General features: G+C 36.6%; 13 protein-coding genes. 11 read left to right on the top strand and 2 right to left on the bottom strand.

Annotation, left to right across the window (positions count from 1 at the left end):
• The first annotated feature begins 49 nt into the window (after positions 1-49).
• The 8 genes from ACPF63_RS18870 to metF all read left to right on the top strand — a co-directional run bounded on the left by ACPF63_RS18870 (position 50) and on the right by metF (position 10,026).
• Entirely contained in the window at positions 50-994 is a 945-nt protein-coding gene (locus ACPF63_RS18870) for an alpha/beta fold hydrolase (RefSeq protein ID WP_426480924.1), read from the top strand.
• Positions 994-2,532 (top strand): ACT domain-containing protein, encoded by a 1,539-nt coding sequence (locus ACPF63_RS18865; protein WP_077413645.1) that lies wholly within the window; start codon positions 994-996, stop codon positions 2,530-2,532. Before ACPF63_RS18870 ends, ACPF63_RS18865 begins: the two co-directional genes overlap by 1 nt.
• A gap of 111 nt (positions 2,533-2,643) precedes the next feature.
• Entirely contained in the window at positions 2,644-3,804 is a 1,161-nt protein-coding gene (locus ACPF63_RS18860) for an O-succinylhomoserine sulfhydrylase (RefSeq protein WP_077413646.1), read from the top strand.
• A gap of 29 nt (positions 3,805-3,833) precedes the next feature.
• Positions 3,834-4,205: a four helix bundle protein gene (locus ACPF63_RS18855; protein WP_426480923.1), complete on the top strand. Its 372-nt coding sequence runs from the start codon at positions 3,834-3,836 to the stop codon at positions 4,203-4,205.
• Positions 4,195-5,223 carry a homocysteine S-methyltransferase family protein gene (locus ACPF63_RS18850; RefSeq protein ID WP_426480922.1) on the top strand — a complete coding sequence of 343 codons (1,029 nt, stop codon included), beginning with the start codon at positions 4,195-4,197 and terminating at the stop codon, positions 5,221-5,223. The genes ACPF63_RS18855 and ACPF63_RS18850 overlap by 11 nt, the downstream gene beginning before the upstream one ends.
• Positions 5,224-5,305: 82 nt before the next feature.
• Complete coding sequence (locus ACPF63_RS18845; RefSeq protein WP_426480921.1) at positions 5,306-6,397, top strand: fatty acid desaturase family protein; 1,092 nt, start codon at positions 5,306-5,308, stop codon at positions 6,395-6,397.
• Between the two features lies 1 nt (position 6,398).
• Positions 6,399-9,059: a methionine synthase gene (gene metH, locus ACPF63_RS18840; protein ID WP_426480920.1), complete on the top strand. Its 2,661-nt coding sequence runs from the start codon at positions 6,399-6,401 to the stop codon at positions 9,057-9,059.
• A gap of 7 nt (positions 9,060-9,066) precedes the next feature.
• Entirely contained in the window at positions 9,067-10,026 is a 960-nt protein-coding gene (metF, locus tag ACPF63_RS18835; protein ID WP_426480919.1) for a methylenetetrahydrofolate reductase [NAD(P)H], read from the top strand.
• A 52-nt stretch (positions 10,027-10,078) separates the two neighbouring features.
• Here metF and ACPF63_RS18830 read toward each other — a convergent pair whose 3' ends face one another.
• Together ACPF63_RS18830 and ACPF63_RS18825 are read right to left on the bottom strand one after the other, a co-directional pair.
• Positions 10,079-10,762, bottom strand: a complete 684-nt coding sequence (locus ACPF63_RS18830; protein ID WP_426480918.1) for a hypothetical protein — start codon at positions 10,760-10,762, stop codon at positions 10,079-10,081.
• Between the two features lie 90 nt (positions 10,763-10,852).
• Positions 10,853-12,004 (bottom strand): hypothetical protein, encoded by a 1,152-nt coding sequence (locus tag ACPF63_RS18825; protein ID WP_426480917.1) that lies wholly within the window; start codon positions 12,002-12,004, stop codon positions 10,853-10,855.
• A 101-nt stretch (positions 12,005-12,105) separates the two neighbouring features.
• Between ACPF63_RS18825 and folE the strand changes: the two genes are divergently transcribed.
• From folE to cysS, 3 genes are all read left to right on the top strand, one after another.
• Positions 12,106-12,774, top strand: a complete 669-nt coding sequence (gene folE, locus ACPF63_RS18820) for a GTP cyclohydrolase I FolE (protein WP_047376638.1) — start codon at positions 12,106-12,108, stop codon at positions 12,772-12,774.
• Positions 12,775-12,777: 3 nt separating this feature from the next.
• The gene (locus ACPF63_RS18815) at positions 12,778-13,209 is read left to right on the top strand and encodes a DinB family protein (protein WP_426480916.1); all 432 of its coding nucleotides are present in this window, start codon (positions 12,778-12,780) and stop codon (positions 13,207-13,209) included.
• Positions 13,210-13,334: 125 nt separating this feature from the next.
• Positions 13,335-14,801, top strand: a complete 1,467-nt coding sequence (gene cysS / locus ACPF63_RS18810; RefSeq protein WP_077413654.1) for a cysteine--tRNA ligase — start codon at positions 13,335-13,337, stop codon at positions 14,799-14,801.
• Positions 14,802-15,086: the final 285 nt, after the last annotated feature.

The raw sequence follows: 15,086 nt of genomic DNA, 5'->3' as shown, positions 1-15,086 counted from the left end.
CCATTTCCTGTGGCATTTTCAATTGTATTTGTATTAAAATATAATAGAATTGAAAACAGAACTAAACTATATAAATCTTTCGTATCAAACCAATTCCCAAAAGGAATACCATATCCCGTTAAGCTATCAGCTTTTTGGGAAAGATCTGTTTACAGCACCCATTGTTTTAATCAATCATGCACTTACCGGAAACTCAGATGTATCCGGAGAAAAAGGTTGGTGGAAACAATTGGTAGGAGAAAATCAGATTGTTGATACCAATCAATATACGGTTCTGTGTTTCAATATACCCGGAAACGGTTATGACAATTTTTTAATTGAAGACTATGAAGATTTCACGCCTTCAGATATCGCTGCGATATTTCTAAAAGGGCTTGAAGCTTTACATATCAAAAATCTATACGCCATTATTGGAGGCTCTCTGGGAGGAGGAATTGCCTGGGAAATGCTTGCCAAGCAGCCGGATCTTGCAGAAATATTTATTCCTATTGCCTGTGATTACAGAACACATGACTGGCTTCATGCACAATGTCTGGTTCAGAAATTTTTATTGAATGATAAAGAAGAACCACTACAGAAAGCAAGAATTCATGCCATGCTGTGTTATAGAACACCACAGTCGCTCAATGACAGATTTCAAAACCAATATAACCAGGACAAACAATGTCTGGAATCAGAAGATTGGTTGGTTTATCATGGTAATGCACTAAACGAAAGATTTAGTTTAAAAGCGTACAAACTGATGAATCATCTCTTGATGAATATTAATGCTGATGAACGATCACTGGATAAAATACAGGCACGAATGCACATGATCTCCGTAGATACAGACTTATTCTTTCCTGCTTCTGAAATCCGAATGTGTTTTGAAAACTTAAAAAAGAAAAATAAGAATGTTTCTTATCACGAGATCCAATCTATACACGGGCATGATGCCTTCCTAATGGAATATCAACAATTAAATAATATCATTAAAAACATTTTACAGAAGTAATGAAAAATGCTAACGAAATAAAATTTTTGAAGAACAGATCAATCATCAAATTTGAAGGAGAAGATTTCCTGGGAGAAATCGGGATTGACGGACGAATTTTTAAAGCGCTTACCTTAGCGCGTATCAGTGTAGGAGTAATTTCCCAACAGGCCATAGAAAACGGAATTTCTATCTTGGTTCAGGAAATTGATGCAGAAAAAGCAGTTGCTTGTCTTATTGATGAGTTTGAAGCAGAAAGAAAATCTGGAAAAGTTTCTCAGATCTATAGTATTAATAATGTTTCTGTGATCGGTTTTGTAGCAGAAGATTTCAATAAAGTATTTGCTGAGCTGGCAAGAAACAATGTTTTCCCATTACTTTTGAATCAGGTTGCGGGAGAAAACAGAGTCAACATCGTAGTAACTTCTTCACAGGATGAAAAAACCAGAAATATCATCGAGTCTGAAATTTTCAAAAAGCCAAAAACCGTTCATCTGGCGATCATCGGACACGGGAATGTAGGAAAAACTCTGATACAACAGGTATTGGAATCTTCAGAAGAAATAAAAAGACGTAAAAAAATAGATCTTAAAGTTGTTGCAGTGGCCAATTCAAAGAAAATAGCTTTCAACAAAAAAGGATTTGATGCGAATTGGAGCGATGAGGTTTTGACTGCAGAACATCCTTCGAGTGTTCAGGAGCTGATTAATTTCTCCAACGAAAACCAGCTGGAGAACCTTATCGTTGTTGATAACACGGCAAGTAAGGATTTTGTGAAAAACTATCATGCTTTGGCAGAAAACGGATTTGATCTGGTTTCTTCAAACAAGATTTTTAATACCCTTCCGATTGAAGAATACAGAAAACTAAGATATACGTTGAATAAAAACAACAGACGTTATCTGTATGAAACCAATGTGGGGGCAGGTTTACCATTAATTGATACGATTAAATTATTACACCTTTCAGGAGAAAATATCACAAGAATCAAAGGAGTATTCTCCGGAACATTAAGCTATGTTTTCAACAATTTTTCTTTAAGAGACGATAAATTTTCAACCATCATCAATGAAGCTTTGGAAAAAGGATACACAGAACCGGATCCAAGAGAAGACCTATCGGGAAATGACGTAGCAAGAAAATTATTGATTCTGGCGAGAGAATTAGACTTAATCAATGAATTCGGAGATATCAATATTCAAAATCTGGTTCCGGAAAGTCTGCTTGAGGTTTCAAAATCAGAATTCCTTTCAAGACTTGAAGAACTGGACGAAGAGTATCAGAAAATAAAAGAAAATCAGGCGCCTGGGCATGTATTGAGATATGTAGGTGATTTGCATGGTGATCTGCAGAAAGATAAAGGTGAGTTAGATGTAAAATTGATTTCTGTTCCGGCAACTTCAGCTTTAGGACAATTAAAAGGTTCAGATTCAATCTTTGAAATTTACACAGAAAGCTATGGTGAAAATCCTATTGTTATCATGGGAGCAGGAGCAGGAGCACAAGTAACAGCCAGAGGAGTATTCGGAGATATTCTAAGAGTAAGTGAAACTAAATAATATTTAATCTAACATCTATCAATTTGGCAGTGTAACCATAACGACAATTGTCATTCTGAGCATAGCGAAGAATCTGATGGTTACAATGTAAAATTGATCAATTAAAACTATATGGAAAATTTTGAAACATCAGCAATAAGAACCCAGACTGAAAGAAGTCAGTTTGACGAGCATTCTACACCATTATACCTTACTTCCAGTTTTATATTTCAGGATGCGGAAGATATGAGAGCAAGCTTTGCAGAAGAAAAACCAAAGAATTTATACAGCCGTTTCTCTAATCCAAACGTAACAGAATTTACAGATAAGATTGCTAAGATGGAAGGTGCAGAAGCAGGATATGCCTTTGCTACAGGAATGGCTGCCATCTATTCTACATTTGCTGCATTATTGAATGCCGGAGATCATATCGTGAGCTGCCAGTCAGTTTTCGGATCTACGCATACTTTATTTACGAAGTATTTCCCGAAATGGAATATTGAAACTTCTTATTTCAAAGCAGGAGATGCTGAGAATGTTGAACAATATATCAAGCCCAATACAAAGATCTTATATCTTGAAACTCCTACCAATCCGGCTATTGAAATTCTGGATCTTGAGTTTTTCGGACAGATTGCGAAAAAGCACAACCTTATTTTTATTGTAGATAACTGCTTTGCAACACCTTATCTTCAGCAGCCGATCAAATATGGTGCAGATATTGTTGTACATTCAGCGACGAAATTGATTGACGGACAGGGAAGAGTATTAGGAGGAATAGCAGTAGGAAAAGAAGACCTGATCAGAGAAATTTATCTTTTCGCAAGAAATACAGGACCTGCATTATCTCCTTTTAATGCCTGGGTATTATCAAAAAGTTTAGAAACATTGGCGATCCGTGTAGAAAAGCACTGTGAGAATGCATTGAAAGTAGCTGAGTTTTTAGAAAGTCATCCGAACGTAGAATTAGTAAAATATCCATTTCTGAAATCCCATCCAAGTTATGAAGTCGCTAAAAAGCAAATGAAGCTTGGAGGAAATATCGTAGCATTTGAAATAAAGGGAGGGATAGAAGGCGGAAGAAACTTTTTAGATAAGATACAAATGTGTTCGCTGTCTGCTAATTTAGGTGATACAAGAACGATCGTTACCCACCCGGCATCTACAACCCATTCTAAATTATCCGATGAGGAAAGAAATGAAGTAGGTATTACGGCAGGATTGGTTCGCTGTTCGGTAGGTTTGGAAAATGTAGAAGATATCATAGCAGATCTGAAACAGGCTTTAGATTAGTTAATCGTTGACAGTTTATAAAAAACCAAATGAATAGAGAATACACAGAATTAGCAATTTGGATGGAGGGAAGAAAGTTGGTTAATCTAACTTATATCCTGACTGCCAACTTTCCTAAAGAAGAATTATTGGCTTTAACAGGTCAGATAAGAAAAATGGTAACTTCAGTTTCGTTCAATATAACGGAAGGAAGTAGAAGGCTGAATCCCGAAGATACTTTACCGTTTCTGCAGATTGCCGGGAAATCTCTTTATAAACTGGAAACTCAATTCCATTTGGCTTCAGACCAACAATATATTTCTAAAGAAGATTTTAAAATAATCAATCAAAAAATCCTCTTATGCAAAAAACTGGTCAGCGGATTTATAAACTGTTACAAATTGATAGAAAATGAAAAATAATATACAAGACGCTCAGCTTTCAGCACTCAATGCCCAACTTCAGAAGAGAATTCTGGTTCTTGACGGAGCTATGGGAACAATGCTTCAGAGATACAAGTTTGAAGAAGATGACTATCGTGGAGAGCGTTTCAAGGATTGGGAGCATCCGGTAAAAGGAAATAATGACCTTCTTTCTCTCACACAGCCTCAGGCGATTGAAGAAGTTCACAAGAAATACCTGGAAGCAGGGGCTGATATCATTGAAACCAATACATTCTCGGGAACTACCATAGCGATGGCAGATTATCACATGGAAGAGCTGGTATACGAACTGAACTATGAGTCCGCAAAAATTGCAAGAAAAGCCTGTGACGAATATACCGCGAAAAACCCGGACAAACCGAGATTCGTAGCAGGATCTATCGGGCCAACAAACAGAACGGCAAGTTTAAGTCCAGACGTTAATGATCCCGGATACAGAGCCATCACTTTTGAAGAATTGAGAGTAGCTTACAGGCAGCAGTGTGAAGCTTTGCTGGACGGAGGTTCAGATATTCTTTTGGTAGAAACCATCTTTGATACCCTGAATGCAAAAGCAGCTTTGTTTGCCATTGATGAACTACAGGATGAAAGAGGAATAAAAATTCCGATCATGGTGTCAGGAACCATTACCGATGCTTCAGGAAGAACACTGAGCGGGCAAACAGCAGAAGCTTTTCTGATCTCCGTTTCCCACCTGAATTTATTAAGTGTAGGTTTCAACTGTGCATTGGGAGCAGATCAGCTGACGCCTTATCTTGAAACTCTGGCCCATAATTCAGAATTCTATATTTCAGCATACCCGAATGCTGGTTTACCGAATGCTTTTGGAAAATATGACGAAACTCCTGAAGATATGGCAAGACAAATTAAAGAATATGTAGAAAAAGGACTGATCAATATTATCGGTGGCTGCTGCGGAACCACTCCTGAGCATATAAAAGCGATTGCAGATTTGGTAGAACAATATCAGCCAAGGAAATTGAAGGAATTTGTATGATTTGATAGATTTTTTTAATTAAAATCAAGAATGAAGGCTAATTATAAATAGTAACTTTATGTAAACCACAAAGTTAAATATAATGAAAAAGCCAATTTACTTAAAAGATTCGGAGGATATCAGATTATTTAATGAGCTGAGAAAGAAAGTAAACCAAAGAGTAGAAACTATTTCTGAGAACAGGGATATCTACATTCAGATCAAAGCGGTTATTCTGCCACTGGTCTATATTGGGTTATATTTTCTTGCTGTTTTGAATGCTGAAAAACATTGGATGTATATTCTGAGCTTTGTTTTAATGGGAATTTCTCTGGTTTTGATTTATTTAAACCTAATTCATGAGGCAGCCCATAACAACATATATAAAAGTAAAAGACTGAACGGGCTGGTTCTTCACATTTTTGATTTTATAGGAGCCAACTCCTATATCTGGAAAAAAAGACATATCGCGAGCCATCACGCATATCCCAATGTAGATGGATGGGACACGGATATCGAGCAGAGCGGATTGCTGCTAATCGTACCGTGGATCAAAGCAAAAGGAGTACAGAAGTATCAGGATAAGTTTTTCTTTTTAGTATATCCACTCTATTTGTTCAATTGGATGTTTATAAGAGACTTCAGAGACTTCTTTGACAAAGAAAGAGTGATTTTAAAGACCCAGGGGAGAATACCGGTTATGGAGAAAGTAAAAATGATAAGCTATAAGCTGTTCTATTTCTTTTATCAGATTGTGGTTCCTGTGATGTTCTTTAAAGTATCAATAGGGTTGGCTTTAGGAGCGTGGTTTTTACAGGTAATTTCAGCAAGTATTTTTGCATTGTTTGTTTTACTGCCTTTGCATCCGCTTCCTGATAATGCCTTTCCAAAATTAAATAAAGAAAATGGTCTGCCATTTAGCTGGCTTCGTCATCAGTTTGAAGTGACCAATGATTTAAAAGAAAATAACTGGCTGGTAAGAAATATGTTGGGGAATTTTAATTTCCATGTAGCACATCATCTGTTTCCGAACTACAGTTATATGTATTACAACGAGATCACAGAGGAGATTGAAGAATTTGCCAGAGAATATGATCTTGCATATAAAAGATTTCCATTGTTGACTGCTTTAAGCAAGCATAGGGATTTATTGAGACAGAATGCCAATAATGCCTACTATATTTTAGAAGAATAAAATGAAATATTTAAGATTATCAGGCCTCGAGCCTCTTATCATAACACCGGAGAGCAATTTCATCAATGTTGGTGAAAGGACTAACGTTGCCGGTTCCAAAAAGTTTTTAAGACTGATCAAAGAGGAGAAATTCTCCGAAGCATTAGATATTGCCCGCCATCAGGTAGAAGGAGGTGCCCAGATTCTGGATGTCAACTTTGATGATGGATTGATTGATGGAAAAGCATCCATGATCAAATTCCTGAACTTAATTGCCTCCGAACCGGATATCGCAAGAATCCCAATCATGGTAGATTCTTCCAAGTGGGAAATCCTTGAAGCAGGTCTTCAGGTAGCTCAGGGAAAATGTGTGGTAAATTCTATCAGTTTGAAAGAAGGTGAGGAAGAATTTATCAAACATGCCAAAGCTATTAAAAGATATGGTGCAGCAGTTATTGTTATGGCATTTGATGAGGTAGGGCAGGCTGACAGTTTTGAACGAAGAATTGAAATTTCAAAACGTTCTTATGATATTCTTGTCAATCAACTTGGTTTTCCGGCAGAAGACATCATTTTTGATTTAAATATCTTTCCGGTGGCAACAGGAATGGATGAGCACAGAAGAAATGCCATCGACTTTATTGAAGCTACACGTTGGGTAAGACAAAATCTTCCTTATGCATCCGTGAGTGGGGGAGTGAGTAATGTTTCCTTCTCTTTCCGTGGAAATGATACTGTGAGAGAAGCAATGCACTCTGTTTTTCTTTATCACGCCATCCAGGCAGGAATGAACATTGGTATTGTAAACCCGGCGATGCTGGAAGTTTATGATGAAATCAATAAAGAATTACTGGAGCTTGTAGAAGATGTAATCCTGGATAAAAGAGAAGATGCTACAGAAAGACTTCTTGACTATTCAGAAAAACACAAATCAGTCAAAAAAGAAAAGACCGAAGACTTAGAATGGAGAAACAATCCATTACAGGAAAGAATTACCTATGCATTGGTAAAAGGGATCGACCGTTTTATTGAAGAAGATGTAGAAGAAGCAAGACAGTCAGCTGCAAGACCACTTCATGTAATCGAAATTAATCTGATGACCGGAATGGGAGTAGTAGGAGATTTATTCGGAAGCGGGAAAATGTTCTTACCTCAGGTCGTAAAGTCTGCAAGGGTAATGAAAAAAGCGGTGGCTTATCTGCAACCTTTCATTGAAGCTGAAAAAGACGGAGCAAAACCTGCCAACGGAAAGATCTTAATGGCAACAGTAAAAGGGGACGTTCATGATATCGGTAAAAATATTGTGAGTGTCGTTTTGGGTTGTAACAACTATGAAATCGTTGACCTTGGAGTAATGGTTCCGGCTGAAAAAATTATTCAGACAGCTATTGCAGAAAAAGTAGACGTTATAGGATTAAGCGGATTGATTACCCCTAGCTTGGATGAAATGGTGTATATCGCCTCAGAATTAGAAAGACAAAATTTAGATTTTCCTTTATTAATAGGTGGTGCTACAACTTCAAAGGCACATACTGCAGTGAAAATTGATTTAAAATATAAAAATGCAGTTGTTCACGTGAATGATGCATCAAGAGCCGTGAACGTAGTAAGCTCATTATTGGGTGACAGAAATAAAGAATATGTTTCAGATTTAAAGAATGACTATTCCGACTTCAGAGAAAAGTTTCTGAACAGACAGGTGGATAAAGATTATGTATCCATCCAGGAAGCAAGAGAGAATCATTTTAAAATTGATTGGGAGAATGAAGAGATTTTCACTCCGAATACGATAGGAATAAAAGTTATCGAAAATCAGGATTTGAGGGAACTTCTTCCCTTCATCGACTGGTCACCGTTTTTCAGAAGCTGGGATCTTCACGGGAAATACCCGAATATCCTGGAAGATGAGGTGGTAGGAGCTCAGGCGAAAGAATTATTCAAAGATGCTCAGGTGATTCTAAAGAGAATTCTGGATGAAAAGCTTTTAACAGCAAAAGCCATTTTCGGGATCTTTAAAGCCAATTCCAATGAATCTGATGATATCTTGATTTTTGATGAAAATAACAATGAACAGGCGAAGTTTTTAACCTTAAGACAGCAGGCTCAAAGATCAAAAGGAAAAGATTATCTGGCGCTCAGTGATTTCATCGCTCCTCAAAGCTCAGGAAAAACAGATTATGTGGGAGCATTCTGTGTAACTACTGGATTTGGTACCGATGAATTGTCCAGTGAATACGAAAAAGCCAATGATGATTACAATTCCATTATGGTAAAAGCCCTGGCAGACCGTTTTGCAGAAGCTTATGCTGAATTCTTACACAAAAAAGTAAGAACAGAATACTGGGGATATGCCAATCAGGAAAGCTTAAGCAATGAAGAATTGATTGCCGAAAAATACAAAGGAATCCGTCCGGCACCGGGATATCCGGCTTGCCCAGACCACCTGGAAAAGAAAACAATCTGGGATCTTTTAAAAGTAGAAGAAAACACAGGTGTTTTCCTTACAGAAAGCCTGGCGATGTTCCCGACAGCATCCGTTTCCGGGTATTATTTCGGAAGCCCGCATGCCAAATACTTCGGATTAGGAAAAATTACAGAAGACCAGCTTAAAGATTATGCAGCAAGAAGAGGTTGTAGCATTCAGGAAGCGAAAAAATGGTTGTCGCCAAATTTAGCAGATTAACATTGACATGAAGATAACAGAACACATTAAAAACGCAAATGGAAAAACTTTATTCTCCTTAGAAGTTGTTCCGCCTCAAAAGGGAATAGGTATTGAAGACTTATATACCAATATAGACCCGTTGATGGAATTCAAACCGCCTTTCATTGATGTTACAACATCCAGAGAAGAATATATCTATTTAGACAAAGGAAATGGCCTCATGGAACGCCGCATTACAAGAATGCGTCCGGGAACGCTGGGAATTTGCGCCGCTATTCAGCATAAATATAATGTAGATACAGTACCACATCTTCTTTGCGGAGGATTTACGAAAGAAGAGACAGAATATCTGTTGGTAGATTGTATGTATCTTGGAATTGATAATGTAATGGCCTTAAGAGGAGATGCCATGAAAGGACACCAGTATTTTGAGCCTACTCAGGGAGGGCATGCAAGTGCCATGGATCTTGTGAATCAAATTAATAATCTGGGAAGAGGAAAATACCTTCATAACGAAGAACAGGCATGTGGTGAATTGAATAAATTCTGCATCGGTGTTGCCGGATATCCGGAAAAACATATGGAGGCACCTTCCATGAATTATGATCTGAAGTGGCTGAAACAAAAAGTAGATGCCGGAGCAGATTATATTGTTACCCAAATGTTCTTTGACAATAAAAAGTATATAGAATTCGTTCAGAAAGCAAGGGAAATTGGAATTACAGTTCCGATTATTCCGGGAATAAAACCCATTGCCACAAAAAAACATTTGAAAATCCTGCCGCAGGTATTCAAAATAGATCTTCCTGAAGAGCTGATCAATGAAGTTGAAAATGCAAAAAACAATGAAGCAGTGAAGCAGATCGGAGTAGAATGGGCGATTGCCCAATGCAAAGAATTGCTGGATTTTGGAGTTCCTGTTCTGCACTTTTACTCAATGGGGAAGAGTGATAATATCAAAAAAGTAGCCGGTGAGCTATTCTAATAAAAGTACCAAAATGAAGGAACCCCTGTGAGTTTTCACAGGGGTTTATTTTTTACTGATTTAAGAACTTAACCAGTTTGATGAGGTCTTCTTCTTTATTTACTTTAATGTTATTAGATTTTGCAAATTTTTCAATATCATCTTTTTTCGCTGGGAAAGCATTTGCTATATCTTTTATTTTCTTTGGTTTTTTAATATATCCTGATTCTGTTTTGATATAATAAACAGGATCTAATATATTAAAGACTGCTGGTCTGTCCATATCATAAGAGTTCTTTGCAGGAACTGCATTCTTAAACTGAGATTTCACTTTTTTATAAAGTGCATTTTTACCACCTACCAATTCAAAGAAATATCCTTTTAAATCATCACCAGTATCAAGTTTTACCAATACTTCTTTTGTTCTGGTAAATTCAATTCTGGTAAAAGGGCTGTCCGGAACCAAAGAATAAGTTTCTTCATCCTTCTTGAACTCAACTTCATCAAAGTAAGTGTTATAACGTGCTACAGCACTCTCAAATCTGTCAGCAACAATAAATTTAGCTGCAGAAAATGTTTTATCATAGTAAGGAGTACCCTGTATATCATCATAGTTGATTCCTTTTCCACTTGAATCTCCATTTTGATAAAAAGTATGATTCAGTAAACGTGATCCATCATAGCTCAATGTAGTCATCTGCTGAGCAGAAAAAGGAATAGAAGATATTAGTAAGATACTTATAATGATTTTTCTCATTGTATATGGTTTTATTTAGTTTATTAAAAATTTACTTTCAAAAATACAACTATTCTACTAAATTAAATGAAAAGAAATAATTGATCTTAATTATAAATAGGGGTGCCTCTCAAACTCCTTATTCCTGTCAAACAGATACCGGTAGGTAGCCAGCTTTCGCGTTACTGTGGTATCCAGAGTTTCAGCAATCTTAATCATTTTAGGATTAAAATCACCAATCCACTGTAGTTCTGTAATCTTAAAATCTGTATGTTTTCTCAAATGTTGAGTTCCTTCCCAAATCATATATCCGTCAATACCTTTCTTTTGCCATTCCGGAACTACACCAAAAACAAGCCCCACCATTTTCTCATTTTTCTTAAATCGTTTAAAAAATAAGAACTTGAGTTTTTCAAAAATTCCGAACTTTCCATTCAAATATTTAGCCCACTGGTTAAGGTCAGGAATATTGATCCACATCGCAATCGGTTTCTCATTTTCATATACAAACCAGGAGATATGCTCATTGATAATGGGTTTCATCGTATTGAACATTTTCAGAACCTTTGCTTCTTCCAAATGTTTTCCTTCTCCATGAGATGCCCATGCTTTATTATAAACCTCAGTAAAATCTTTTGCAAATTTCACCAGATTATTCTTTTTCATAGGCTGAGCTGAAATGGCAGGATTTCTTCTGTTTTTTTCATGGGCAATCGTGAAGATTCGCGAAACTTCAGCAAAAACAGGTCTGGTAAAACAAAGCTGCTCAAAATAGATCTGAAATCCATAATTTTCAAAAAGATCTTTGTAGTAAGGGAAGTTGTAATTCATTCCAAACAAAGGCTCAGCAAAACCATCAATCAAAAGCCCCCAGAATTTATCCCGCTCCCCAAAATTGATCGGACCATCCATAGCTTCCATTCCTTTTTTCTGAAGCCAGTTTTTACAATGGTCAAAAATAAAATTGGCGGTATTCTGATCATTGATACAGTCAAAAAAACCAATTCCTCCCGTAGGTTGCTTTTGCTCATAACAATGGTTAATGAAAACAGCTACTTTACCAACCGTTTTGTGATTCTTTTTAAACAAAAATCTCTTACATTCGCCGTTTTGAAAGAATTTATTCTTTTCAGGCTCAAAAATTTCCTCAATATACTTATCTAAAGGGCGGATATAATTTTTGTCACGTTGATAAAGTTGTGCCGGGAATTCCAGAAATTCCCTTTTATGGAGTCGGTTTTGTACTTCTTCGACAATAATCATAGGCTTTTTAATCAGAAATGGCTATAAAAGATAATGTTTTTCACTTTATTTGAAATAGAGAAATAGATATTATCCGTATTTTTGCTGCAAATTAAATAAAAATGGTTGATTTTACTGATAACGACGATGATATTTTCACTGGAAAAGAACATACGCCTATAAGGAAAGATGCTTTTGATAAATCGCCACAGGAAAAAATAGAAAAAATTACTGAGCTTTTTGGCGAGATTATGGAAACATTAGGAATGGACATGACAGATGATTCTCTGAAAGATTCTCCAAGACGTGTTGCCAAAATGTATGTGAATGAGATTTTCGGAGGACTTCTTCCTGAAAACAAACCAGGGATTTCCACTTTCTCCAATAAATACAAATACCGCCAGATGCTGGTGGAAAAAGATATCACCGTATATTCTTTCTGCGAACATCACTTTTTACCCATCATAGGAAGAGCCCATGTTGCTTATATTTCCAATGGGGAAGTAATCGGCCTTTCAAAAATAAACAGAATTGTTGATTACTATGCGAAAAGACCACAGGTTCAGGAAAGACTTACCATGCAGATTGTAGATGCTTTAAAAGAAGCTTTGGGGACAAAAGATGTTGCGTGTATCATTGATGCAAAGCACCTTTGTGTCAATTGCCGAGGAATAAAAGACACGGCAAGTTCTACCATTACTGCAGAATTGAGTGGTATTTTCAGAACAAACCCTATTACAAGACAGGAATTCTTACATTACGTAGGAAGCCATGCAAAATTGGATTATTAATCAATGAACTACCAAATTCTTAAAAATATTATTGATGCCGAACTTCAGAGATTTCAGAATATCCCTGAAGAAGAATGGTCATACAGAAGCTCTCAAGAAAAATGGTCTAAAAAAGAAATTATAGGCCATCTTTGTGACAGTGCTTTAACAAATATCCGTAGATTTGTTGTTACTCAATATAAAGAGAACGAGAATATCGTATATGATCAGAATATCTGGGTAAAAGCTCAGAACTATCAGAATGTTCCTACTTCGGATCTTATTGATCTGTGGAAGTCTTTGAACTACCAGATTGTTCATGTAGTTGAAAATATTCCCGATGAAGCATTACAGAGAACTTGTGATACAACCAAAATAGAACCTCAGGTTTTTACATTGGAGTTTATTATTAATGATTATGTAGACCATCTGCAGCATCATTTAAAAGCGATTTAATTATGATAAAATTTAAAAAAGTTTCACATAAGATTTTTATCACAACAATTATTTGTTGTGACAAAAGTAATTTTTAACTAATTTTTGAATCTTTAAAATCATTAAATCTTTTAACTTAAAAATAAATGCAATTAAAAATATATAACTCCCTTACAGCGGAAAAAGAAATATTCAAACCTATTTTAGAAGGAAATGTCGGAATGTATGTCTGCGGACCTACAGTATACAGCAATGTGCATTTAGGAAATGTAAGAACTTTCCTTTCCTTCGATTTTATATACCGTACCTTGACGCATTTGGGGTATAAAGTAAGATATGTAAGAAATATTACGGATGCTGGACACCTTACTGATGATGGGAATGTAGATAATGACAGATTCGTAAAGCAAACCAGACTTGAAAAACTAGAGCCTATGGAAATTGTACAGAAATATACGGTAGATTTCCATAAAGTATTGGATATGTTCAATCTTTTGCCACCCAATATCGAACCTACTGCTACAGGACATATTGTGGAGCAGATCGAATTGACTCAAAAACTTATTGAAAAAGGATTTGCCTACGAAAGCAACGGTTCAGTATACTTCGATGTATTAGAATACAACAAAAGAGGATTGAACTATGGCGAACTTTCAAAACGTAATATAGAAGAACTTTTTGCCAATACCAGAGACCTTGATGGCCAGGGAGAAAAGAAAAACCCACAGGATTTTGCTTTGTGGAAAAAAGCATCTCCAGCTCATATTATGAGATGGAATTCCCCTTGGGGAGAAGGCTTCCCGGGATGGCACCTTGAATGTACTGCAATGAGTACGAAATATTTAGGTGAAACATTTGATATCCATGGAGGAGGGATGGACCTTAAATTCCCTCACCACGAATGTGAAATTGCACAAGGAAAAGCTTGTAATGGTACAGCTCCGGTAAACTACTGGATGCATGCCAATATGTTGACGATGAATTCTCAGCGCATGAGCAAATCCACTGGAAACTATATCCTTCCGATGCAGCTGGTTACAGGAGATAATGACTTCTTTGAAAAACCTTTCCACCCTTCAATTGTACGTTTCTGCTTCCTGCAGGCACACTACAGAAGTGTTCTGGATATTTCAAACGATGCAATGATAGCCAGCGAAAAAGGATTTATCAGGCTAATGGAAGCGGTGAAAGTATTGAACTCAATCACCCCTGATGATACCAAACAATCCGGTTTCAGCCTGAAAGAATGGAAAGATAAAGCATATGAAGCTTTGACTGATGATTTCAATTCACCAATCCTGATTGCTCACCTGTTTGAAGCTGTGAAATACATCTTTGCCTTGAACGATGGTAAAGAAACAATTTCAACTGCAGATCTAGAAGATTTAAAGTCAACATTGAATGCCTTTATCTTTGACGTTCTGGGATTACAGACCGTAGAAGAAAATAACAATGAAAAACTTGATCAAACTTTAAAAGTTTTAATTGAACTGAGAAATCAGGCAAGAAAATCCAAGAATTTTGACCTTTCAGATCAGATCAGAGACAAACTGCTTGCAGAAGGAATCGAATTAAAAGACGGAAGAGATGGAACATCATACGTTCTGAACTAAAAATATAACTTTATTTTATAAAACATTCCGTAGGAGTCCCACATTTAGGATTCTTACGGAATGTTTTTTTTGGAACCATCTCGGAAAATATATCTTATCCATTATTATATATGATCTTTTTCAGGAGCTATTTCCTGCTATCCATTCATACTCCTCGCGCCCGGGCTTTCCCACATCCAATCCCATCCCTCTCAAAGGCATGCTGCGGGGTACCCATTCCTATCAGGGCTAGGGGTGAGGTTAATGATGAATTATGAATTATAAATTATGAATTCCCCCGAATGA

The sequence above is a fragment of the Chryseobacterium sp. R2ACT005 genome, assembly GCF_049949215.1.
GTDB lineage: Bacteria > Bacteroidota > Bacteroidia > Flavobacteriales > Weeksellaceae > Chryseobacterium.
This window is presented reverse-complemented; position numbering and strand designations above follow the sequence as displayed.

Coding starts and splice junctions, on each gene's coding strand:
- ACPF63_RS18845 (WP_426480921.1), top strand. CDS start 5,306: ATGAAAAAGCCAATTTACTTAAAAGATTCGGAGGATATCAGATTATTT.
- ACPF63_RS18830 (WP_426480918.1), bottom strand. CDS start 10,762: ATGAGAAAAATCATTATAAGTATCTTACTAATATCTTCTATTCCTTTT.
- ACPF63_RS18815 (WP_426480916.1), top strand. CDS start 12,778: ATGAACTACCAAATTCTTAAAAATATTATTGATGCCGAACTTCAGAGA.
- ACPF63_RS18825 (WP_426480917.1), bottom strand. CDS start 12,004: ATGATTATTGTCGAAGAAGTACAAAACCGACTCCATAAAAGGGAATTT.
- metH (WP_426480920.1), top strand. CDS start 6,399: ATGAAATATTTAAGATTATCAGGCCTCGAGCCTCTTATCATAACACCG.
- cysS (WP_077413654.1), top strand. CDS start 13,335: ATGCAATTAAAAATATATAACTCCCTTACAGCGGAAAAAGAAATATTC.
- ACPF63_RS18850 (WP_426480922.1), top strand. CDS start 4,195: ATGAAAAATAATATACAAGACGCTCAGCTTTCAGCACTCAATGCCCAA.
- metF (WP_426480919.1), top strand. CDS start 9,067: ATGAAGATAACAGAACACATTAAAAACGCAAATGGAAAAACTTTATTC.
- ACPF63_RS18855 (WP_426480923.1), top strand. CDS start 3,834: ATGAATAGAGAATACACAGAATTAGCAATTTGGATGGAGGGAAGAAAG.
- folE (WP_047376638.1), top strand. CDS start 12,106: ATGGTTGATTTTACTGATAACGACGATGATATTTTCACTGGAAAAGAA.
- ACPF63_RS18860 (WP_077413646.1), top strand. CDS start 2,644: ATGGAAAATTTTGAAACATCAGCAATAAGAACCCAGACTGAAAGAAGT.
- ACPF63_RS18865 (WP_077413645.1), top strand. CDS start 994: ATGAAAAATGCTAACGAAATAAAATTTTTGAAGAACAGATCAATCATC.